This window comes from Nostoc sp. LEGE 12454, assembly GCF_056620565.1.
The window spans coordinates 413,884-436,582 of sequence record NZ_JBWQXL010000002.1 but is presented as its reverse complement, the minus strand read 5'-3'; the positions used below and the strand labels follow the sequence as shown (position 1 = coordinate 436,582).

The 22,699-nt window shown below is 42.1% G+C and carries 22 protein-coding genes and 1 pseudogene; 11 read left to right on the top strand and 12 right to left on the bottom strand.

Annotated features, from left to right (window positions below):
• Nucleotides 1-259 precede the first annotated feature (259 nt).
• Complete coding sequence (locus AC1F2U_RS04150) at nt 260-1,291, top strand: hypothetical protein (RefSeq protein ID WP_292776584.1); 1,032 nt, start codon at nt 260-262, stop codon at nt 1,289-1,291.
• 55 nt (nt 1,292-1,346) lie between these two features.
• Here AC1F2U_RS04150 and AC1F2U_RS04145 read toward each other — a convergent pair whose 3' ends face one another.
• The 4 genes and pseudogenes from AC1F2U_RS04145 to AC1F2U_RS04130 all read right to left on the bottom strand — a co-directional run bounded on the left by AC1F2U_RS04145 (nt 1,347) and on the right by AC1F2U_RS04130 (nt 5,507).
• Complete coding sequence (locus AC1F2U_RS04145) at nt 1,347-3,704, bottom strand: filamentous hemagglutinin N-terminal domain-containing protein (RefSeq protein ID WP_480259953.1); 2,358 nt, start codon at nt 3,702-3,704, stop codon at nt 1,347-1,349.
• Nucleotides 3,705-3,996: 292 nt separating this feature from the next.
• Nucleotides 3,997-4,311, bottom strand: a complete 315-nt coding sequence (locus AC1F2U_RS04140) for a hypothetical protein (RefSeq protein WP_480259952.1) — start codon at nt 4,309-4,311, stop codon at nt 3,997-3,999.
• 369 nt (nt 4,312-4,680) lie between these two features.
• Nucleotides 4,681-4,900: pseudogene (locus AC1F2U_RS04135) on the bottom strand (IS982 family transposase); the annotation flags it as partial.
• Nucleotides 4,901-5,348: 448 nt separating this feature from the next.
• Nucleotides 5,349-5,507 (bottom strand): hypothetical protein, encoded by a 159-nt coding sequence (locus AC1F2U_RS04130; protein ID WP_480259951.1) that lies wholly within the window; start codon nt 5,505-5,507, stop codon nt 5,349-5,351.
• A 151-nt stretch (nt 5,508-5,658) separates the two neighbouring features.
• On the opposite strand from AC1F2U_RS04130, the gene AC1F2U_RS04125 reads away from it, so the two are divergent.
• From AC1F2U_RS04125 to AC1F2U_RS04110, 4 genes are all read left to right on the top strand, one after another.
• Nucleotides 5,659-5,796, top strand: coding sequence for a hypothetical protein (locus AC1F2U_RS04125; protein WP_194041036.1), 138 nt, complete (start codon nt 5,659-5,661; stop codon nt 5,794-5,796).
• A gap of 176 nt (nt 5,797-5,972) precedes the next feature.
• Nucleotides 5,973-6,419, top strand: a complete 447-nt coding sequence (locus AC1F2U_RS04120; RefSeq protein WP_334836345.1) for a tellurite resistance TerB family protein — start codon at nt 5,973-5,975, stop codon at nt 6,417-6,419.
• Nucleotides 6,420-6,566: 147 nt separating this feature from the next.
• On the top strand, nt 6,567-7,922 hold the full coding sequence (locus tag AC1F2U_RS04115) for a UDP-N-acetylmuramoyl-tripeptide--D-alanyl-D-alanine ligase (RefSeq protein WP_480259950.1): 1,356 nt from the start codon (nt 6,567-6,569) through the stop codon (nt 7,920-7,922).
• Complete coding sequence (locus AC1F2U_RS04110; protein ID WP_480259949.1) at nt 7,919-8,473, top strand: GNAT family N-acetyltransferase; 555 nt, start codon at nt 7,919-7,921, stop codon at nt 8,471-8,473. Before AC1F2U_RS04115 ends, AC1F2U_RS04110 begins: the two co-directional genes overlap by 4 nt.
• 3 nt (nt 8,474-8,476) lie before the next feature.
• On the opposite strand, the gene AC1F2U_RS04105 is transcribed toward AC1F2U_RS04110, so the two are convergent.
• Together AC1F2U_RS04105 and AC1F2U_RS04100 are read right to left on the bottom strand one after the other, a co-directional pair.
• Complete coding sequence (locus tag AC1F2U_RS04105; RefSeq protein ID WP_480259948.1) at nt 8,477-8,806, bottom strand: hypothetical protein; 330 nt, start codon at nt 8,804-8,806, stop codon at nt 8,477-8,479.
• A gap of 201 nt (nt 8,807-9,007) precedes the next feature.
• Complete coding sequence (locus tag AC1F2U_RS04100; RefSeq protein WP_480259947.1) at nt 9,008-9,409, bottom strand: fasciclin domain-containing protein; 402 nt, start codon at nt 9,407-9,409, stop codon at nt 9,008-9,010.
• Between the two features lie 352 nt (nt 9,410-9,761).
• Between AC1F2U_RS04100 and AC1F2U_RS04095 the strand changes: the two genes are divergently transcribed.
• Nucleotides 9,762-10,697, top strand: coding sequence for a putative 2-dehydropantoate 2-reductase (locus AC1F2U_RS04095; protein ID WP_480259969.1), 936 nt, complete (start codon nt 9,762-9,764; stop codon nt 10,695-10,697).
• A gap of 60 nt (nt 10,698-10,757) precedes the next feature.
• On the opposite strand, the gene AC1F2U_RS04090 is transcribed toward AC1F2U_RS04095, so the two are convergent.
• A complete protein-coding gene (locus AC1F2U_RS04090; RefSeq protein ID WP_292820417.1) occupies nt 10,758-10,985 on the bottom strand; it encodes a hypothetical protein in 228 nt (75 codons plus the stop codon).
• Between the two features lie 102 nt (nt 10,986-11,087).
• Complete coding sequence (locus AC1F2U_RS04085; RefSeq protein ID WP_480259946.1) at nt 11,088-11,360, bottom strand: hypothetical protein; 273 nt, start codon at nt 11,358-11,360, stop codon at nt 11,088-11,090.
• 369 nt (nt 11,361-11,729) lie between these two features.
• Between AC1F2U_RS04085 and AC1F2U_RS04080 the strand changes: the two genes are divergently transcribed.
• Nucleotides 11,730-14,087 carry a helix-turn-helix domain-containing protein gene (locus AC1F2U_RS04080; protein ID WP_480259945.1) on the top strand — a complete coding sequence of 786 codons (2,358 nt, stop codon included), beginning with the start codon at nt 11,730-11,732 and terminating at the stop codon, nt 14,085-14,087.
• Nucleotides 14,088-14,102: 15 nt separating this feature from the next.
• Here the strand turns inward: AC1F2U_RS04080 and AC1F2U_RS04075 are convergent, their stop codons facing one another.
• On the bottom strand, nt 14,103-14,576 hold the full coding sequence (locus AC1F2U_RS04075; RefSeq protein WP_480259944.1) for a GAF domain-containing protein: 474 nt from the start codon (nt 14,574-14,576) through the stop codon (nt 14,103-14,105).
• 181 nt (nt 14,577-14,757) lie between these two features.
• Between AC1F2U_RS04075 and AC1F2U_RS04070 the strand changes: the two genes are divergently transcribed.
• Nucleotides 14,758-15,300 (top strand): Uma2 family endonuclease, encoded by a 543-nt coding sequence (locus AC1F2U_RS04070; protein ID WP_480259943.1) that lies wholly within the window; start codon nt 14,758-14,760, stop codon nt 15,298-15,300.
• 202 nt (nt 15,301-15,502) lie between these two features.
• Nucleotides 15,503-16,249: a DUF561 domain-containing protein gene (locus tag AC1F2U_RS04065; RefSeq protein ID WP_480259942.1), complete on the top strand. Its 747-nt coding sequence runs from the start codon at nt 15,503-15,505 to the stop codon at nt 16,247-16,249.
• 150 nt (nt 16,250-16,399) lie between these two features.
• On the opposite strand, the gene AC1F2U_RS04060 is transcribed toward AC1F2U_RS04065, so the two are convergent.
• The gene (locus tag AC1F2U_RS04060; RefSeq protein ID WP_480259941.1) at nt 16,400-17,548 is read right to left on the bottom strand and encodes a DegT/DnrJ/EryC1/StrS family aminotransferase; all 1,149 of its coding nucleotides are present in this window, start codon (nt 17,546-17,548) and stop codon (nt 16,400-16,402) included.
• Nucleotides 17,549-17,875: 327 nt separating this feature from the next.
• Between AC1F2U_RS04060 and AC1F2U_RS04055 the strand changes: the two genes are divergently transcribed.
• Together AC1F2U_RS04055 and AC1F2U_RS04050 are read left to right on the top strand one after the other, a co-directional pair.
• The gene (locus tag AC1F2U_RS04055; protein WP_480259940.1) at nt 17,876-18,652 is read left to right on the top strand and encodes an ABC transporter permease; all 777 of its coding nucleotides are present in this window, start codon (nt 17,876-17,878) and stop codon (nt 18,650-18,652) included.
• A 521-nt stretch (nt 18,653-19,173) separates the two neighbouring features.
• Nucleotides 19,174-19,392 carry a hypothetical protein gene (locus tag AC1F2U_RS04050; RefSeq protein WP_094350008.1) on the top strand — a complete coding sequence of 73 codons (219 nt, stop codon included), beginning with the start codon at nt 19,174-19,176 and terminating at the stop codon, nt 19,390-19,392.
• Between the two features lie 553 nt (nt 19,393-19,945).
• Here the strand turns inward: AC1F2U_RS04050 and ftsH3 are convergent.
• Both ftsH3 and AC1F2U_RS04040 read right to left on the bottom strand, forming a co-directional pair.
• Nucleotides 19,946-21,787 carry an ATP-dependent zinc metalloprotease FtsH3 gene (gene ftsH3 / locus AC1F2U_RS04045; RefSeq protein ID WP_292741628.1) on the bottom strand — a complete coding sequence of 614 codons (1,842 nt, stop codon included), beginning with the start codon at nt 21,785-21,787 and terminating at the stop codon, nt 19,946-19,948.
• A 113-nt stretch (nt 21,788-21,900) separates the two neighbouring features.
• Nucleotides 21,901-22,695 carry an aminotransferase class IV gene (locus AC1F2U_RS04040; protein ID WP_480259939.1) on the bottom strand — a complete coding sequence of 265 codons (795 nt, stop codon included), beginning with the start codon at nt 22,693-22,695 and terminating at the stop codon, nt 21,901-21,903.
• Nucleotides 22,696-22,699: the final 4 nt, after the last annotated feature.

Genomic DNA, 22,699 nt, shown 5'->3' with positions numbered 1-22,699 from the left:
ATATGATAACTATTTTTTATATAATTAGTATTACATAATACTTGCTTCTCTGTACTCATTTCTTGATGATATCTCCTGTATCACTAGTGGTTCGACCTTTTAGGAAAACTTTTTGGTTTACTGATTAAAGACTTTACAAAGATGGTTTACCTCTTCCTACTATATTTGTTGTAACTCAAAATACCTTACTCCCCCTTAAGTGAGAGTCCACAGATTGTGGCATAATAAGCCGATCGCATCCACTAGTTAGTCATCAATCGTGCAAGATACCGACTCCATCAACGACCTTGCTGCTGCTTTACTACAGCCAGCCGATATCAGCTTTGAACTGCCCGATCCAGAAGATGAACAAATTCTAGAGTCAGATTTTCAACAGCAGCTAGAAATAGCTTGGCAGGTATGCGATCGCTTTGATTTGCAAACTGAAATCTGGCGGGGGCGAATTTTACGGGCGATCCGCGACAGAGAAAAAGTGGGTGGTGACGGACGCGGTACTGGCTTTCTCCGATGGCTAAAAGAGCGGGAAATCAGTAAAAGTCAAGCATACTCCTGGATTCAACTGGCAAATAGTGCCGATACTCTGATTGAAGACGGTAAACTTGACCCCGGATCTGTGAACAACTTCAGTAAACGGGCATTTGTCGAAACCTCCAAAGCAGTCCCAGAAGTGCAACAGATGGTGAGTGAAGCTGCCCAAAAAGGCGATCGCATCACTAGGCGAGAAGTGCGCCAACTTAGCGATGAATGGACAGCCATGTCCTCGGATTTATTACCCGAAGCAGTCAAAGAAAAAGCAGCAGATAACACCCTTCCCCCACGCTACATCGCCCCACTGGTGAAGGAAATGGAAAAACTGCCAGAATCACATCAAAAGTTTATCCAAAAGGAAATAGCTGCCAATCCTGATGTGGATACCCTGAAACAGGTAACTACTGAAGCGCGTAACTTGGCGAAATATCTGAAAGGGGCGGCTCAAGTTCAGGCGCTAACGCAGGAAAATGTTGACATTGAAACAGCTTTAGAAGAAGCGCAAAGAGTCGGCTGTTTGAGCATTGCTGCTGATTTGGTAAATCAAGCATCGCAAATTGAACAAACGATCGCTAAATTGTACATGACTTGGAAACGGATCGGTAATTTAGCAGATCGATTATATGTAGATACTGGCGCAAGTACACCCAACTTGCGATCGCTCCTCACCTGCTTAGAACCTCTGGGTGGTGAAATCATGGAATTGCAACTTAGTGGTGCGACTGAACACACTGTTCGTTTGCAAATTCAGGAGACGAGTTAGGAAGTAGGCATTGCGCTTGACTGCAAAGTTACGAAATATCGCCATATCTCAAATTTTAATGAGCAGCGCAAGATGTAGCGGTGAGCGAGGAATTATGGGGCGTTTCCGTGGGTACTTGAGCAACCAGAACTACGTTCCCATTGGCATCTATAATCCAGCCTTGGGCTTCTACAATTTGAGTAGGTTCATTGACAGAATTAACTTTCTGTGATTTTTCTTCTGTGTTTCGCTGCGCCTGAACAACGCCTCTTTTCAGAATACCGCCAGCACCATTCTGATTCTCTGGAGGAAGCGCAATCCAATCTGCCAGAACTGCATCATCAGCTATCAATGGCTCTGTGGGATCGGCTACTAGTCCTCCACGTCCAGTGGTAATAAATGAATTTCGTGCTATTTTTCCACCAGAACTACAACTAGCAGCGATTTGCTGGGAAGCATCAACCAGATTTACGGGTAATTCCACTAATCCTTTACTGGGGTCAGCATCCGGTGAGTTGATTTGTACTGTACCGTTTAATGAAGGGTTTTGCTGAGAAAACGCCGTGATGTCATTTGTTAAAAGATTATTTGGGTCTTTTTCTACTGGATCAAGCCTCTCTACCTCTGCACGGGTGCGGGGCACAAAACCAAAGATGTTCTTAGCGGTGATTGTGATTTTACCACCTGAGCCAAAGTTGGCGTTAGCGGTGATATCGTTATTTCCAAAAGGAGTGGCGACGAGGAAGCCATTTGGTGCTTTGATGGTGATATTACCCCCTGTTTTATCACCCCCTGCATTAGTGGATATTTGACTGTTGCGGTGCATCAGTAATATGTCTTGCACCTGGAGTGTAATATCACCACCCTGACCTGACTCACTATTAGATGTGAGTTTTCCTTCGTCGAGTCGGATGGAGCGAGCGGTTATATTGAGTTCACCTGTTGAACCTAACTTACTTGCATCCCCCAAGTAAGTTACATTATTTTTTGGAATTTCACTGCTCAGATTGATTGCAGCCCCATCTCGAATAATCAATTTTCCTGTATCAAGTGTCACTTTACCCGCATTTCCTGAACCTTGAGTTCTAGCCCATAAACTGCTGGGAAGCTTTGTTGGTGACATTCCAACTAGCTCGACTTCAGAGGCTTTGATAGTTAAATCACCTGCGTTTCCTGTTGCTGGTTGAAGTTGGTTATATTGGGGAGGTAAACGTACTCCAGTAGATGCTGCTGAGACCTGTGCTCCAGCTTGAATATTCAACTTTTTAGTATTAATCGTTATGTCACCCGCATCTCCGGTAGCAACAGTTTCGCTAAATAAACCACTGGACACAAAATTATTTGGTATGGAATAGCCACCAATCAGTTCTACGGACTCGAGGGCGTTCACAATCAAATTTCCCCCCACGCCCTCGCCGCTTGTAGAAGTGGCTACTTGTGCGCCATCTTGAACAATTAATTTATCAGTATTAATAGTTATATCTTTACCACCTCCGTTACCTGTAGTCTGACTTATCATGCGTATACGATAACCTATTAGTTCTACGGACTTTGCTCGTACCTGGATACTACCCCCACTATTGCCGCTAGCATCTACCTGAGATGGAATTCTAGAACCGTCAGTTCGGGGGATAAGTCGGATATTTTGGAAATTCTGGACATCTTCATATCCCAAACTCCAGCCTTGGTCTATTGGTTTCAGACTTACCAGACTATTGTTAGCGACACTTCCTAGCTCAATTCGTCCCGATGCCGCTGTTAAATTTCCGCCATCCAGCGTTATTTCACCACCTATCAATGCTAAGGTTTTGCCTGGCTGGACTTGTAGACCAACAGGTCGCTTAAAGATATTAGTTGTTTTGCCATCTGGATTTATGGCTTGGGATTGATTGCTGATGGGAGCCGCAGTTGCTCCAAATTGTAAACCAGTGGGAACACTTACTGTCAACAGTGGTAAGGTTTGGGTAGTATCTGTAGCACTAAACTTTGTCCCATCAGTAAAGTTCAGACTACTCGCCGTACTCGCCACAAATGAACCGCCGATTTGTAAAGAAGCATTGGGACCAAAAATAATTCCGTTGGGATTAATTAAAAAGAGGTTAGCTGTGCCGTTAACTTTAAGGATGCCATCAATATTAGAGAAAGACTTACCCGTTACCCGACTAATAATGTTCTGAACATTGCCAAAATATTGAAAGTCAGCCGTACTATCCTTAATTACAGAGAACTCCTTAAAACTATGGAACAGATTGTGTCCATCTTGGGATAGAGTTCCACCTTCAATAATTGTGATGTTGCCTTGTGGTACAATGCGAGAATTCTCAGGTAGAGTTCCATCCGGGGTAATTTGGGCAGTAGCAGAGTTGGCAAAAAAAGTTATTAAACTTACTATTACAACTCCTAGCCCTTGACACCAGTCCCAAAAATTACTCATACTCAGATGTTAATCCCTTTAAAAAACTACCAGATACTTAAGATTATTTGCAAACAACATTTTGATAGAGACACAAGATTTTTGTGCCTCTACTAATTCGTAGTCAAGGGGACAAAGAAAGCAATAACTAACTGAAAATATTCCGATCAATTTAACTGCTCATAACACATATCAGAGATAATGAAATTATAATTTTCTACAATCAATTACGAAAAAAATGTAATTTCTGCAATCGTAGGATTATTTGGGTTTTTCATAAATTGATACAACACCAGTTAAGTTGATAATACTATTACGGTGAACTACAGAAACCTTCTGGGGGACACCAATCTAATTCCACTATCTTATTAGGCCTCTGGAACAGACTTTTTTCTGTAGAGTCTTGAGATTTATGCTTCTCAGAACTATTACTGTTTTCTTGAATTTTATTTAGGTCAATAATGCACTGAAACTTTAGTATTTTTTCTTCTGAAATACCATACTTTTCTAATATTTCCCCAAAATTAGCTTTCTTCAAGTTTTTAATAAATTCTTGCTGGATTTCCTTTTGTAAGTTTTGCAGTGATTCAGAATCAATGGCTGCTTGCTGTGAAGTTTGAGGTTCCATAATTTTTACTTTCCTTGCAGACTGGTAAATGTGTAAAATTCTTTTGCGCTGTACTAAATTAAGGCGTATTTGATTAATACAGTTTGGCAACGAAGGAATTAAGAATATAGAATCTAGAGTGCCATGAAAGCATTAGGTTTCTAACGCTCTTGCGAACTTCGATAATTATGACTTCAGGTTGGCTAGTAATAATTACGCATTGTGTTACAAAACTTCATATATTTCTGCCGGATTTCTTTAAAGGATTGATGAATTTGGCTACTGACCATTGATTGCTCAAGAGGATTGAGTAATTGATACCTCCTCAAGTCTCATACTCTGCTTACGGTTTGGATAAGCCCAGAAGCTTTATTAACGTGAGTTCGACGGTTAGAAAACGGCAGGAGGTAGTGCAGGTAAATCATTTGGGTAAATATCAATCGACGGTTTTTTGGGTAAATTAAGTGTAAGCAGCCAAACCAGCCATCAGATTGACCAAAAAGTTAAACACACTACGATGCCCTTGAGTGTTATATTTGACACATATTTTCAGATGGTGATTGACTGACTCAATTACGACCCGTTTGCGTAAAAGAATTTTATCAATCATGAAAGTACAGAATATTTGTACGATATCGAGGCGAGATACAATAGTAGACTAAGCCCTGACCCTTATTTTTCTGAGATATTTTTAGTCTCGGCGTTTTTTTGTGCCTTTTTTGCTCATTCTCGATTAATCTTAGCGTAGGCGTAGCCCGCACTTCGGCTCCTTTCGACTTCGCTACCTCGGCTCCGCTCGGCACAAGTCAAGGCAAGTCGCTCAGTGACCACCGCAGGCATCGCCTCCGGCGGGCGCTTCGCGCCATCGCGACACCTGCCCAGTTTCTCATGTTTCATATCTAGCAAGCTTTTTGCCGTTTTCTATCCGTCGAACTCACGTTAATAGGCTAAATTCTCTGCAAAGATTTGGGAACACTGAATACTGACGCGGTTATAGCTGACATACAGTTATGAAAATTTCTCACAAACTGGTTGCAAGCTTTGTTGGTGTTTCCTTATTAAGGATTGTAGTTGGTGCGGTTGCGATCGCCAACGATGGTTGTGCGATACCTGAAACAGTGCGATCGCGCATTTTTCATCCTTTTTTTACCACGAAACCCATCGGCAAAGATACTGGTATGGGCCCCATGCCCCATTCCCTTTTTTATAAACTTCATAGAATCTTCAGAAAGAAAAATTTTCAGCGGGGTTCTGAAAGAGCTAAAGTTTTGTTAAGATGCAATTGCTAGCAGTTTCTCAGCGAAATTCACCTATCGGGGTGTGGAGAAATAAAAAGCACAAGCAGCACAAATTTAAAAAGGTGAAGCAATGACCACCTATATTTTTTTCGATGAAGCCCTACGAATGCTGACCAACGCCTATTTGCTCTCAGTAGTACTGCTAATGGCAGCTTCTGGTATAGGTTTGGCGGTAATTGAGACAATAGAAAAGACAGGAGAACGCTAAGTTTACAGATGGCAATGTAGTTCCTGCCAAAAACCTTTGGATACAAGTGTTCGCCGTGAATAAATCCTGGGAACACTAAAGGATGAAAGTCTTATAGCGTTATAGTCCTACCTGTAAATCTACCAAACATACAGGTACGGTAACGCTATTGGGACTCTAACCAAGGAGCTACTACAATGGGTCTATTCGACGCTGTGTTGGGTACAGATAGCCAAACCCAAGCAGCACTCAATCCAGCGGAAGCTTTTGCTGTTATTATATTGACGGCAACTGCATCAGACGGTTATCTTTCTGTTGAGCAAGCAAATTCTATCATTTCTGTGCTGTCTCGGATGAAACTTTTCAAAAGTTATCCCAATGAAATGATGAACAGGCTGTTTGACAAAATTTTGGGCATTCTCCAAGGCGATGGCTTTAATGCTTTGTTTAATGCAGCCAAAGATTCTCTATCTCAAGAGTTGCGGGAAGCAGCCTTTGCAGTAGCCACCGATTTAGTCCTAGCTGAAGGTATTATACCTGAAGAAGAAAAAAACTTCTTAAATGATTTATATCAAGCTTTAGGGGTTTCGAGTGAGATAGCAATACAAATTGTGGAAGTAATCTTGATTAAAAATCGTGCATAGGGCGATCGAACATAACTTGTTATGCCCATTGTCCTTACTTGATTAAACTGTATAAGTAGCTTATAAATAAAGCGTGGCACGGAAGTTAAGCTTCTTTGCCACTATTTTTTGCTTTTATGATTTTGAACTTTAAATTATCAATTGCTTATGCGTTGTTCTGCCACCCTAACCCAACTGGTTGAAGTTATTTTGGCCCATTCTGTAAACTTATCTGAAACTGCTTTAACACAAGTAACTAGCGGTATCCAAACAGATAGCCGTACCTTGAAGCCGGGTGAAGTATTTGTCGCTTTCCGAGGCGATAAGTTTGATGGACATGAATTTGTGCCAACTGCGATCGCAAAGGGGGCAATAGCTGCAATCGTAGATTTTGAATACGAAAATCCGGGATTCCCTGTACTACAAGTAAAAGACACTCTCCAGGCATATCAAAAAATTGGTCGATGGTGGCGCGATCGCTTTAATATTCCTGTAATTGGTGTCACCGGTTCGGTGGGTAAAACTACAACCAAAGAATTGATCGCCGCAGTTTTAGGAACAAACGGACGAGTTCACAAAACTTATGGAAATTACAACAACGAAATCGGTGTTCCGAAAACTCTTTTAGAACTTGGTGCTGAAAATGACTACGCTGTGATTGAAATGGCGATGCGCGGTAGGGGACAAATTGCCGAACTGACGCAAATAGCGCGGCCAACAATTGGAGTAATTACCAATGTGGGGACGGCGCATATTGAGTTACTGGGTTCCGAAGAAGCGATCGCTGAGGCAAAATGTGAGTTGTTAGTCGAAATGCCTACTGATAGTGTGGCAATTCTCAACCACGACAATCCTTTATTAATGGCCACAGCAGCGAAAGTTTGGCAGGGAGAAGTTTTGACTTACGGCTTTTCTGGTGGAGATATTCAAGGGCAGTTAATTGATAACGAGACTGTGGAAGTCGCAGGAATCCAACTACCTCTACCTTTAGCTGGTCGTCATAATGCCACTAATTTCTTGGCAGCTTTAGCGGTGGCAAAGGTTTTAGGGATCGATTGGGCAACCCTCAAATCAGGTGTGGAGGTGGATATGCCCACAGGACGATCGCAGCGATTTACCTTACCCAATGATGTGGTAATCTTAGATGAAACTTATAATGCTGCACCAGAAGCTATGATTGCAGCCTTGCAATTATTGGCAGATACACCTGGAAAGCGGAAAATTGCCGTATTGGGTGCAATGAAAGAATTGGGAGAGCGATCGCAGCAGTTGCACCAACGGGTGGGAGAAACAGTACGTAAGTTGAATTTAGACGGCTTGTTGGTTTTGGTAGATGGAGAAGATGCCGAAGCGATCGCTCTTAGTGCTGAGGGTATTGCATCGGAGTGTTTTGCAACTCATGCCGAATTGGTGGCTAGGTTGAAGACATTTGTGCAAGCAGGCGATCGTTTATTGTTCAAAGCCGCCCATTCTGTAGGACTAGATCGGGTAGTTAATCAACTACGTGCAGAATTTCCCAAATGATACCACTAGAAACCAAACGTCTTAGACTGCGAGACTTTGTAGAATCAGATTGGCAAAAGGTTCATCAATATGCTGCTGATGCTGAAGTTGTGCGTTACTTGACTTTTGGCCCGAATAGCGAAGAAGATACCAAAAACTTTTTGCAAAGAGAGATTTCATTACAAGCGGAAGAACCCCGTCAGCATTTTGCTTTGGCAGTAACTTTAAAACCCCGAAACCAATTAATTGGTATCTGTCGCATATCTATTCAGGACGCTGACAACAAAATAGGCTCTATTGGATACTCTTTCACTAAGGAATTTTGGGGACAAGGATATGCAACTGAAGCTGTAAAAGCAGTTGTATCATTTGGTTTTCAGAAGTTAGGCTTACATCGCATCTTTGCCACTTGTCACCCAGAAAACATTGCCTCAGCAAGAGTTATGCAAAAAATCGGAATGCAGCAGGAAGGGTATTTGCGAGAACACCATTGGATTAAGGGAGAATGGCGAGACTCTTGGCTATATGCCATCCTTGAGCATGAATGGAGAGGTCTAAAATATCACCTATAAACTTCAGTTGGAAAGACTAGGACTGTTACTGTAGCGTCTTTGAAAAAGAATTGCTGCAAAATTAGTCACTAAGCAGGTGATTGCTAGCCACAGCAAGATATAAGTAGGAGCCATTACCACGCCAATCTGGAACCAAGTATATACATGCAGTATCATTACAGAAGCGAAAAAGCTAGCGATTCCAGCAGATTGCCACACTTGATGCGATGGGCGGCGTAACGCCACCAGACTCATCGTTAAAATTGTGACAAGCAAGTTCGCGGGTACAAGAAATGCACAAATACTTATGCAGTTGCCACGAGAGAACTCAGCTAAGGTATTAAAATCGAGCATTAATTTTGTTGGGATAGATGTTGGCTTTTTAAGAATTTAATTTATTTTAAAATAAAGAAATATATATTAAGCTATGAGTGAGTAATCACATTGCAAATATAACATAATTTAAACTATTGAGTTGCCTTTTGATACTACCAATAGTTAGTTAATTATAAAGATTTTAAATAAGTAGGGTGGATATTTTCCACCCTAGCTGAATTAACCTGGTAAAATTACCGTATCGATAACGTGTACCACACCATTATCAGCTTCGATATCTGCTGCTAAGACTGTGGCATTTTTAACTTCAAAACCATCAGAAGAATGAATTTTAATGGGTGAACCTTCCACAGAATTAACCGTACCGAGTTGTGCTAAATCAGCCTGTAGCAGCTTTCCTGAAACGACATGATACTTTAAAATCCGCGTTAGCTGGGGAATATTTTGTAACAGAGTTTGGATAGTCCCCGCTGGTAACTTGGCAAAAGCATCGTCATTTGGTGCAAAGACAGTGAACGGGCCAGGACTTTTTAATGTTTCTACTAAACCAGCAGCTTGTACAGCCGCCACCAGTGTTTTAAACGACTCAGACGTAACTGCAATATCAACAATATCAGCCATATATCTTACCTAAATCTCTGCAAAAGATTTTAAAGGATAATAAACCTATTTTAAGTTTTATTAAACAAATTAAAGGAGGCAGAAGGCAGGAGGCAGGAGGCAGAAGGTTTTTTCACTTATAGGATTCAAACCCCTCCTGAGAAAGAGCCACCAAATTGAAAATTTGGTGGGGGTCTTAAACCCAAGACCCGTTTGGTCACGGCAGGATCAGTTTTCCTCCTGTCTCCTGCCCTCTGCCTCCTGCCTTCTTTGATAAATTTAAAATCAGGTGTTGAATAAACTACACCTAGAGGCGTACCCTCGTCAGACATCACCTTATGATGTTTCTAGGAAAATTCCGTTATATAAAGAAATGTCCGATCGCACGTATGCCATTCTGGGAACTGGAGCATTAGGTGGATTCTATGGCGCCAGGCTGCAAAAAGCTGGGTTGGATGTCCACTTTTTGCTCAAGAGTGATTACGAACAGGTAAACAAATATGGTTTAGTGGTAGAGTCCAAAGACGGCGACTTTACCCTTGGTGAAGTCAATGCCTACAACGACGTAGAAAAAATGCCACAATGCGACGTGGTGGTGGTGGCACTGAAGACGACGCAAAACCATTTATTACCAAAGATGTTGCCACCTGTAGTTAAAGATAATGGGGTGGTGTTGGTATTACAGAATGGACTTGGTATAGAAGAGGAAGTCGCTGAAATTGTTGGTAATGTAACTGTTATCGGTGGATTGTGCTTTTTATGTTCTAACAAAGTGGGGCCAGGGCATATACACCATCTAGACTATGGGCAAATTAACTTCAGTGAATATACCCCTAATTATCAGCCTAGTGGGATAACTGAGAGGATGCAGCAAATTGCTGATGACTTTGAAAGCGCTGGTATCTCAATTGAATTAGCCGAAGATTTACTACTAGCACGCTGGAAAAAGTTGGTGTGGAATATCCCATACAATGGGCTTTCTGTGATTCTCAACGCTAGAACTGATGAATTAATGGCGTATGAGTACACCCGCAAGTTAGTCGAACAATTGATGTATGAAGTAGCGGCGGGGGCAAAAAGTTATGGGCGGATTATTAGCGATCGCTTCATTCAAACAATGCTCGATTATACTGTCAAAATGACGCCTTACCGCCCCAGCATGAAAATTGACTACGACGAACATCGTCCTTTGGAGATAGAAGCAATTTTCGGCAACCCATTACGAAAAGCCCAAGCAGTAGGTGTGGATTTAGTGCAGATTAGCTGCTTATACCATCAGTTAAAGTTTTTAGATGCTAGGGAAAAGTGAGGGAGATGGGGGAGAAAAGAGAGGCAGTGCCTAACTCTTAACTCCTAACTCCTCCAATTTTTAACGCAGGGATTCAAAAATGACTGCTATTGTCATCAAACACAACAGGATAATTCCCAGTGGAAGCAAAAACTGTTGTAAAAGGTACAGCAGTATGGGTATGATTTGTAAAATACCCAAACCACTGGATAAAACGTAAGCGATCGCAATGCCGAATAGCACCAACAAAAAATATTTTAAGGATTTCGAGGCAAAGCGAAATAAAAGCGTATCCTGATTTGCGTCCATAGTTTTACTCACGAAAGTAGCTAATTTTTCGAGCAATGATATTCTTTTTGATTCCCCCTTCCTCCTTAAAAAATCGGCTGTGGGGAATCAAAAGTATTAGTTTTATGATTGGATAATTGCCTTGTTCGTTGAATTATTTAAAGACTGTTGCTGCTTTTGTAGATTGTCTTGCTTTTCATAATTAACTAATAGTTGAAATGAAATAAACAAGCCCAACAACAGGAGCAAAAATGAGCCAAACCCAGAGGAATACTTATTTATTTCTCGTTCAACACCACATTTGAGGCAGACATATCTATTGGGATTACGTGTATCTTGGGCAAAAGGGCACTGATTTTGATTGCAATCATGATGACAATCTTTGTCTAACATCATTGAACCTCCTGTAAAGTAAAGACTTACATACTTAGTTGTAAATACGCTCCACAGAATCTAGTTAGTTAATACCCACTGCCTGTTTAGTAGACACCACTTTCATGAGTAATTAATATGGCACAGTAACAGCTGTGATTTACTAAGCTTGCAGTAGTAGCGCTCTCTAAATCTCTCCTCAACCACCTTTTATTGGCGCTTAACTTAACTTTGCCTGTATTACTTACAAGAGTAATACAACCCCAAAGGCTTTGCAGTCGGATAAAGTAAATTCCCTACCGAGTAGGAAAAAGTATTTTGTAGTATGCCGAGTAGGAAGAAGTAGTAAAAATATCGTTATAATGAATTACAAATGATACATCAAGTTAGCAAATGGGTGTAGAAGAGGCCTTAGAGTTTGTAGATAACTTGGTTTTTCTCAAGACGGGAGAACACTTAGATAAAACTCAAAGGATTATCTTGCGTCATTTGTGGGAGGATGAAAGGCGGACTTACCAAGATATTGCCAACAGCCTTCGTTATACAGAAGCGCATTTAAAATCAGTTGGCGCAGAACTTTGGCATTTACTATCAAAAGTGCTGGGAGTGAAAGTCTCCAAATCTACCTTCCAAGACGTGGTTCAGCGATTTAGAACAACTCAACAGTTACCAAAAATCAGCCAGATTCCCAATTTAGAGGGCAATAGCACTAAACCCCAAGATTTAGATTCTAACTTTGTAGGGCGCGATCGCCAAATAGCCGAACTCCACACCCTTGTCAGTCGGGGAGCAAAAGTTATCCTCATCCAGGGTGAAGGTGGTGTTGGTAAAACAACCTTAGCACGCAAATATTTTAAAACTCAAAAGTTTAATTTTATCCTGGAACTGTGGATGGCCACAGAAATCCAAAACCTCACGCCAGTGGAAAGTGTAGTTGAGGAATGGCTGCGGCGATACTTTAACGAAGAACCAGGATGTGACTTTGGTATCAGCTTAGAACGACTACGGCGCAAACTCCGAGAGCAAACTTCTAAAATTGGGGTGTTTATCGATAATCTAGAAACTGCTCTCGATAAAAATGGCAAGTTTCTAGAATATCGTCGCCCTTATGTTGAGCTATTGAGAGTATTAGCAGATTCGGATGTGCATTCAGTTACTTTAGTAACAAGTCGTGAGCGTTTGCGCGAGTCTAGTGTAGAGGTTAATCTCTATCCACTCGAAGGTTTAGATGATGAAGCATGGCGACAGTTTTTTAGCCGTCGCCACATCAATTGTGATTCTACTATTCTCAGTGAAATGTGCAGTGCTTATGGAGGTAATGCCAAAGCAATGCAAATTCTCCGAGGAGCAATATTGACAGATTTTTATGGTGACATACACGCCTATTGGCAGGAAAACTGTACATATTTATTAATAGAAAGAGAGTTAAAAGATTTAGTCGCCAGTCAATTTACTCGTCTCCAAGAAAATGATTTAGAAGCCTATCGTCTCTTGTGTCGCTTAGGATGCTATCGTTATCAAGATATTACTTCAGTACCTATTGAAGGAGTTTTATGTTTGCTTTGGGATGTACTAGAACCAAAACGTAGAAGTGTAATTAAGGCTCTGCAAGATTTGTCTTTGATAGAAGCTAAAAAAGGCCAATATTGGCTGCACCCAGTAATTCGTGATGAAGCGGTTATTAGGTTAAGGTTAGTCAGTGAGGAATGGGAATTAGTAAACCGAAAAGCCGCAGAATTTTGGACGCAAAAGGTTGAAGTAATCAAAAATATTACAGATGCTTTGACCGCTTTAGAAGCTTATTATCACTATGTAGAAATTAGTGATTTTGAGCAAGCCGGCGATGTAATTTTACAAGGAAGAGGTAATAAGTGGGGTACAGGACTGCCTTTGGGTTCTTGCTTTTACCAACTGGGGCTGCTCCAGAAAAATTTTTCTGTAATTAAAAGGATAATAGATGATGTAAAATCCCAAAAAAGACTAATTAAACTTTATATTATCCTTGGGTATACATATCGAATTATCGGTTGCATTAGAGAAGCTATAGAGTGCTATGAGAAATCAGGAGAAATATTAGAAGAGTTAGATGAAAAGCTAACGAAAATCTCTATTTTGTTCAATACAGGACTTTGCAAGCTGGAATTATGGGAAATAGAAGCTGCCGAAGATTGTTTTAATGCTGTTTGTAGCCTTGCTGAACAAAATAGAAATCTTGATGATTACATGGCATACTCTCAATGCTGTTTAGCTTTGATAAAATCATCCTCTGGTAGTAAACAAGATGCTTTTCATCTTGCTGAACAAGCTTTTTCGGCTATGTCATCATCAACTAGAGTAACTTTATGGGGAATCGGGCATAGTTTAGTAAGTCTCTGCTTAACTTATAAGAATTTAGGTAATATAAAAAAATCCTGTGAGTTTTGCCAACGAGCTATATTTCATGCTGAAGAAAACAATTTTACCCAAATTAAAGCTAAAGCTATAAGTTCTCTAGCTGAACTTTTTCGAGAACAAGGAGAATTTAACAGAGCAATTTTTCATCATTCAGAAGCAATAGAAATTCTTGATAAAATCGGTGCAAAATCAGACTTAGCAGAGGCTTATTATCAGTTGGCATTGACTCATAAAAAAATGAGTGAAATTGCTAAGAGTAGGGAAAGTTTTGTGCAAGCGATCGCACTTTTTAACGAAATGCAAGCACCCAGGCAAGTTGAGAAAGTACAAATAGCAATGGAGTATTTTGAAAAATAATAATAGTGTTTGATTTTAACTGACGATTTTCCGGCTAATAGCCTCTCCAATCTTCATCAGTGTCTCTTCCTCTTCGGCAGTAAATTCGTAGGAAACTGGCTTGGCAATACCCAAAGTACCATGCAATCGACCATTCAGCATCAGCGGCACTGCGATGGAACCTTCTACCTTCGTTTCTTTTGCTGAGGGTCTAGCCACTCCTGATTGGTCGGTTTGCAGATTGCAAATCTGTACGGGTCGCTTGCGTTTAGCAGCGACACCAGCCATCCCTTTGCCAATGGGAATTATCGTCATTTTAAGCAAAAGCAATTCTGGAATGCCCTTGTAAGCCTTGAGGTGCAATAACTGGCTGTCTCGATCTACTAGGGTATGGATGCTACCTGTAGAGCAGTCAAAAGCGGTCAGGATTTCGGTAAGCAGTTGGTTCCAGTCGATGGTAGACCCTTCATTAGTCAAAATAGCAAAAATGGTTTTGGTATCTGAAGTCATAGTCGCAAGAAATAAAGTTTGATCGTAAAGGCAGAAAGTAATTAGAAAAATTCACTTAGCAAAACCAATCTCCCTTTTTCACATAGCGTCAAAAGTCAGGGGAATTTATGGGGCGATCGCACCTGGAGAGGTCTGTTGTCTCCATAATATAAATACAAGGCGTGCGATCATTAGAGGTTTTATGTCCTTAACGCTTGAAGACTTGGAACAAATGCAGCAACAGCATCCCGACTTCCGCATGGAACTAGTCAAGGGTAATATTATTGTTATGAGTCCATCAGGATACGAATCAGATGAAGTCGCAGCCGCGATGATTGCCCAGTTACATAACTGGGTTAGACCGCGCAAACTTGGACGAACAGCAGCCTCTAGCGCCGGTTTCAGGTTGCCTAATTCCGATTTGCGCGCACCGGACGCTTCATTTGTTTTAGCCGAACGCTTGCGTCGTAGCCCGAAGTCTTTTGCTCAATTAGCTCCCGATTTGACTGTAGAGGTGAAGTCCCCTAGCGATAATTTAGAGGATTTGAGAGCCAAAATTCAAGAATTTCTGAGTTTGGGAACTAAGGTAGGAATTTTGCTCAATCCAGATGAGCGGATTGTTGAAGTTTACAACTTTGGACAAGAGGCAATAATACTTCGTGATGGCGATATTTTAACAGTTCCCGATCTGCTCCCAGGATGGGAAGTACCAATTGCAGATTTATGGCCTCCAGAGTTTGACTAGGATAGCGATAAAAGACCCTACAGACTTAGATGGATGGGATTAGAAGTTTATGCGATCGCTTTCAGTACAGATGGCAAAACTTTGATCGGTGGCGATAAGGATAAAATTATCAATATTTGGCAACTACCATAGTGATTTAGTCTCTCATCAACATGAGGGACGGTAGAATATACCTAATTTTCGTAGCTTCAAAAGCCAAACTATGACGATGCATTCCACACTCCAAAGTGCATTTACTAACCGCCGCGTTCTCAAAGCGATCAGCGGTTTAAATAACTTCGATGCCGCTAGCGTCGCTGCTACTGTCAAAGCTGCTGAATTTGGCGGTGCTACTTTTGTCGATATTGCCGCCGATCCCGCTTTAGTCCAACTAGCTAGAAGTTTGACTAATTTACCAATTTGTGTTTCAGCAGTAGAGCCAGATAAATTTGTGCAAGCAGTGGCAGCTGGTGCTGATTTAATTGAAATCGGGAATTTCGATTCCTTCTATGCTCAAGGACGCCGCTTTGAGGCTCCAGAAGTGCTAGCGCTGACTCAGCAAACTCGCGCTCTCCTCCCGGAAATCACCCTATCTGTCACCGTTCCCCACATCCTGGAACTAGATCGACAAGTACAGCTAGCAGAAGAACTGGTAAAAGCTGGAGCCGATATTATCCAAACCGAAGGCGGTACTAGCAGTAACCCAGTTCACCCCGGAACTCTAGGATTAATTGAAAAAGCTGCTCCCACCTTGGCAGCAGCTTTTGAGATTTCCCGTGTAGTTTCAGTGCCAGTATTATGTGCTTCCGGCATTTCTAACGTTACCGCACCATTAGCGATCGCGGCTGGTGCTGCTGGTGTTGGTGTTGGTTCCGCCATCAATCAACTCAATAGCGAAGTCGCCATGATTGCCGCAGTACGCGGCTTAGTAGAAGCCTTAGCGACTGCAAGAGTGCTGACTCAGAAGTAAAAAGTAGGGAGTGGGCATGGGGCATTAAGAAGAGGAAAAGGAGAATTGGGGACAAGAGAAAAGACTTGTTGCAAGTTCTAAGTTTTGTCCCCTTGTCTCCCCTGCCCCTCTGCCCCTTTGCCCCTCTGCTCCCCTGCTCCTCCGCTCTCCTCACCCCAAACAATCCTTCAACGCATAAATCACCTGGTCTTGCTGCTGTTGTGTCAGTTCTGGGAACATAGGCAAGGATATAACCTCATGGCAAGCTTGCTCTGCTATTGGTAAGTCCCCAGTTTCATAGCCCAGACTTTGATAAACTGGCTGCAAATGTAAAGGGTGGGGATAGTAAATCATTGAACTCACGCCCTGTTCTTGCAATTGACTACGCACCCAATCTCGATATTTGGCACTAGAACCATTGCGCCCTTCGCCGGATATGCGAATAGTGTATTGATTCCATACCCCAATACCCCCAGGTAATTCTTGGGGCGGGACAATCCCCGGAACTTGGCTAAGGTACTGATAGTAATAGTTGGCAATATCTCGGCGGCGATCGTTCCAAATATCTAAATAACGTAGCTTAATCTGCAAAATAGCTGCTTGGAGAGCATCCAAGCGGCTATTTACACCTATTTCCTCGTGTAAATATCGAATCTTACTACCATGATCTCTTAGTATTCGCAGTTTAGTAGCGATCGCTGGATCGTTAGTCGTTATTGCTCCACCATCGCCGCAACCACCAAGATTTTTGGTAGGGTAGAAACTAAAGCAACCAATATGTCCAATACTTCCTACTTTTTCATCAGCCCAAATCGCGCCTGTAGACTGAGCGCAATCCTCAATTATTGACAAATTGTGAGACTGAGCGATCGCCATTAATGATGTCATATCCACAGGTTGTCCAAAGAGGTGAACCGGGATAATCGCTTTAGTTTTAGATGTAATCGCCGCCGCGACTTGCTCCACATCTAAATTAAATGTAGTCGCGTCAATATCAACGAAAACAGGCTTTGCACCGACGGCGCTAATCACTTCAGATGTCGCAATAAAGGTAAAAGGCGTTGTAATCACTTCATCGCCTGCACCAATGTCCAAGACTCGTAACGCTAAGTAGAGCGCATCAGTACCAGAATTACAAGCCACACATTCAGTAACGGTATTATAAGCGGCAAATTGTTGTTCAAAGCCTTCGACTAAGGGGCCGCCAATATAGCGGCCAGAAGCTAAAACCTCTAAGACGGCTGCACTTACTTCTGCTTCAATGGTGGTGTATTGCTGCTTGATATCAAAGACAGGGATGGGATTTACACTTTGGATCATGAGTTCTCATTTTATCGGGAGATACAAAGGATGCACTTCGACAGTCAATTTTTGCTGATTGAATTGTTAATCAAAGAGGAGCTACGAAAAGACTATCGCCCAAGATACGCATCTATTAGGGTTTTTACTTAAATTGTGGTGCGGGAAACCACTGCACATTTAATTTACAGATAGTAGGCATACTAAATGTTTGCCATGTTAAGGTCGTACCATTTGGAATTTTGAATTGATGAAAGTGATATATATCAACCAAGATCCAACACATCGGATCAAAGTTCCTTTTGTGTGGACTGCTTGGAGAAGAAAACATTAGGAGATAGAAAACCCATGCAGGATCTGATCGAGCTGGATTTCGTGGATTTAGCTATTGGTGTGGGATTGATGGCGATTGCCATTGGTTTATCTGCCTGGGAAAAATTAGGATTAGAGCTGAACTTAGCCCTTGCTACTGGGAGAACCATCTTACAACTTCTTGTATTGGGATACATTTTAGATTTCATCTTGGCTTTAGACAATGCTTGGGCAGTTTTGGCGCTATTAGCAATAATGCTGACAATTACGGCGATTGTCGCACGAAATCGCATCAGCCAAAAAATTCCTCATCTGTTGCCTTTGGTGTGGGGTGCAATTTTAATTAGTACCGCCGTGACAGTGTTTTACATCAGCTTCTTAATCGTTCAACCAGAGAGATGGTACGAACCACAGTACATAATTCCCCTAGCAGGAATAGTCTTAGGTAATGCTACCAATGCAGCTGCGATCGCAGGCGATCGCCTTGTCAGCACCATTAATTCCAGCCATCTCGAAATAGAAACCCATTTAAGCTTAGGTGCAACTCCAGAGCAAGCAGTTAGCCAGTATCGCAAAGACGCGATCAAAGCCGGATTGATTCCTACTCTCAATCAAATGATACTCATAGGTATGGTCGCAATACCAGGAATTACCACCGGACAGTTATTAGCTGGTGTCAAACCTCTGGATGCTGTATCCTACGAAATTTTGATTATGTTTATGGTTGCTTTTGCTAACTTGTTGACAACAGTTTTAGTCACAAAGGGGTTGTGTCGTCAATTTTTTAATTCCGCCGCGCAGTTGGTGAGATGAAGAGTACTGAGTGCTGAGTGCTGAGTGCTGAGTTGAAAGACATGAGTACTTCTTAATTTACTCAGAACTCAGTGCTGAGTAGGGTGAAGGAATTAATCTACTCCAAAATAAGTATTTCATTTCCTTGTAGGGGCGCATAGCTAGCTGTGCGCCCCTACGAAGTCTCTACACAATTGACATATAAAGTATTTTGGCAGCGCATCTATCCTATGAAGTATTTTATGCAAAGCATAAATAAATATTTATATGGTTATTTAAAAATCATGTGATTTCAGTATTCAAACCTGACGCTGTAAAGCTGAGAACTCAACGTATTGCCGTCTATCGGAGGTAACACAACCAAAAGAGGAATGTCATCATTATGAGATGTACCTTGAGGTAGGGATGTCAAGTAGGTGAAATATTTATTAATATTGTTAATAGATAGTAAATGTAAATTCAGCGTCAGGAATCCGAAAAAATTCCTAATGGCAGGTATTGAGCATCAATCACCAGATTGTTCAGCAACGGAACAGAAGATTATGAAAGATCAAAAACGATCGGACTCTAAAGAATTCGTCGGAAATCTCAAGAATGGGATTTGGCTATTTGGCCTGTCATCCTGGGTATTTGGCATTACCGATCGCAGTATTGCTTCATTTGCAGATGGCTATCTATCTGCTTTGGATTTGACGCAACTATTTACGGCGGCTACATTCTTTGTGGCATGGCTATTTTTGAAACCAACATCCAGAGTTTAAGTTAACCAACTGATTAGTATCCAGTCACTTTTGGCGCTAGTACGATCGAGATTTAGAAAGTTATCCATTTGATGCCATAAGGGGTGCGCGACAGAATGTATAAATTATTTTGCATTGATCGCAATCAAGGTAATTCGTAAAATCTCCGAGTTACCCTGATTTCGAGTTCTTACGGGAGAGAATCAGCATATATACCAAGTTCGCGCAACCTGTGTGCCAGCGGGCAAATTCTGTCGGCGTTAGTAATTTGATTTTGGTGTATCTAAAAAAATTTTTCTAATTTTCCGGAACTGATTATGCTCGCGTGGTAGTCATTATCATCAGATTAGCGATTTATACTGAAACTCTATAACGAACCTCCGGGGAATATAACCCCATTACGGATTAAAAGCCCGGTCTTCATGGCTGGGCTTTTGCCAAGAAATAAAAGAATTGGGGTAACTCTGGAAAATCCCAGAATTACCCCAATTTTTAAAAGTTACGAATTGTTCTTAACTCCTAACTCTTGTAGAGACGCGATTAATCGTGTCTCTACTCCTAACTCCTCATTAAATTAGGCAAACGCTGCGGTTGTCACATCGTTATTCGATAGAATTTCTTGCAACTCTTCAGCGTCTACTGTTTCTTTATCAACCAGCATTTGCGCTATCTCATCTAGAATGTGGCGGTTACGCACCAATACTTCTTTAGCGCGTGTGTAGGCTACATCTACAAGTTTGCGGACTTCTTCATCAATGGCAGCAGCGGTTTCTTCAGAGAAATCACGCTCTGACATGATATCGCGTCCGAGGAACATGTTACCTTGTTGACGACCAAGGGCAACAGGGCCTAAGCGATCGCTCATCCCAAATCGAGTAATCATTTGACGAGCAACACGGGCTACTTGTTGTAAGTCATTAGAAGCACCAGTGGTAACTTCTTCTTCACCAAAGATTAATTCTTCAGCAATCCGACCACCCAAAGCTACAGCCATCTGATTTTCCAGATAAGCGCGGCTGTATAAACCAGTGTCCATCCGGTCTTCGCTGGGGGTAAACCAAGTTAAACCACCTGCGCGGCCGCGAGGGATGATGCTAATTTTTTGTACCGGGTCATAGTCGGGCATCAAAGCACCAACTAAAGCGTGACCAGCTTCGTGATAAGCCACCAAGGTTTTGCGCTTTTCGCTCATTACCCGGTCTTTCTTCTCTGGTCCAGCTAATACGCGATCGATCGCGTCGTTGATTTCATCCATCGAAATTTCAGTCAAATTCCGGCGTGCTGCCAGAATAGCGGCTTCATTCAACAGGTTGGATAAATCTGCGCCAGTAAATCCAGGGGTACGACGGGCGATTTTATCCAAATCCACATCTTTCGCCAAGGTTTTGCCACGGGCGTGTACCTTGAGGATTTCGCTGCGTCCGGCATAGTCGGGACGGTCTACCACAACTTGACGGTCAAAGCGACCAGGACGTAACAGGGCTGCATCTAGGACATCGGGACGGTTGGTAGCAGCAATAATGATGATGCCAGTGTTACCTTCAAAACCATCCATTTCTGTGAGCAACTGGTTGAGGGTTTGTTCCCGCTCATCGTTACCACCACCTAAACCTGCACCCCGTTGACGACCTACGGCGTCAATTTCATCGATGAAGACGATACAAGGAGCATTGGTCTTAGCTTGTTCAAATAAATCGCGGACGCGGGATGCACCCACACCGACGAACATTTCTACAAATTCCGAACCGGAGATTGAGAAGAAGGGTACACCTGCTTCACCAGCTACGGCACGAGCTAGGAGGGTTTTACCTGTACCAGGAGGGCCAACTAACAGCACACCTTTAGGAATTTTTGCACCAACGGCGGTAAAGCGATCGGCGTTTTTCAGAAAGTCTACGACTTCGTTTAATTCCAACTTGGCTTGGTCAATACCAGCAACATCGCCAAATGTCACCTGAGTTTGTGGTTCCATTTGCACTCTGGCTTTGGATTTGCCAAAGTTCATCGCTTGGCTGCCTGGGCCACTTTGAGCGCGACGTAGCAAGAAGAATAAGCCAACCAAAAGCAATACAGGGAAAAATAAGCTGCTCAGTGCCTTAAACCAAAATCCTTCGTCGGTTTGGGGCAAAACAGAAATATCAACGCCTTTAGAAGTCAGAGTATTGATTAAGTCTGGATCGTTGACTAAGGTAACAATCCGTTTCGCTGGGTCATATTTGGGTGTAACCAATGCTGTAGAGCGGTCTGCACTCAAACTGACTTTTTCTACTCTGCCTTGCTGAACTTCTTGAATAAAGCGACTGTATCGCCATGTCTCTCTGCTTTGGGGTTGTTTGTCAAAAAATGCTGTTCCCAGCGCAATTACGACAATAAACAGCAGCGCGTACAGCCCTGCATTTCTCCATCTTTTATTCACTAAGGTCTATCCTCCGGTATTTTTCGCGCAATCGCCTAGCTTCTCTGCTCGGAAAGGTGATTATTAAGATTTATGTTAACTTATCTTAAGATATAACAAATTTGGCGTGGCTGTCATGCTAAAAAAAGCTCCCTTATTAGCTGAAAACTTTGATGGTAGGGATTACATTGTAGCGACCCTGAAGGCAGATGAACTGTATGAATGGGAATAACTTCTACCACACTATTAGTGTAGGCGATCGCTTCAAATGTCTGGACTAACTCGGCACTCCAAGTTTCTTCTCGTGCTGGCTGCTGGTGGTTTTGCAACCAGTTTAAAAGTTGCGATCGCCCAATTCCCGGCAAAATTCCGGCCTTTATTGGCGGCGTGTACCAACTGCGATCGCACCATCCCCAAAGGTTGCCTGTACTGGTTTCTAGCCAATTTCCTTGAGCATCGACTAATATTGCTTCTTGAGCATCTGAGCTAGTTTTTGCCAACCAAGCACTCAAATAATTTCCAGTTTTATGAGAAGGGAGAGAGCGATAAAATTCAGGACTCGCAACTGCACACGAAACACCAGTTTTTTGTTTTTCTATCAAATTTTGTGGTAAAAATCTACCAGTTATCCATTCCCGTCCATCGGGAAAGAGGGTAATTCTGAGAACGGGAAAGTGTGCGAGGAGAATTTGGGCACCTTGACGTAGACGGTTCCAGTCTGGTTGCTGCCAGCCAAAAGTTTGGATTGAGAAAAGTAAGCGATCGCAATGTGCTTGCCAATTAGTTAAATTACTATCTAGGGAGTTCTCATAAACCCGCAATGTTGTAAAAACAGTTGCTCCATAAAGTAAACCCGGATCGTTAATGTTTAATTCTAGGGTTTGAGAGTGAATTAATTTGCCGTCATACCAAAAAATATTATTTGTCACAACC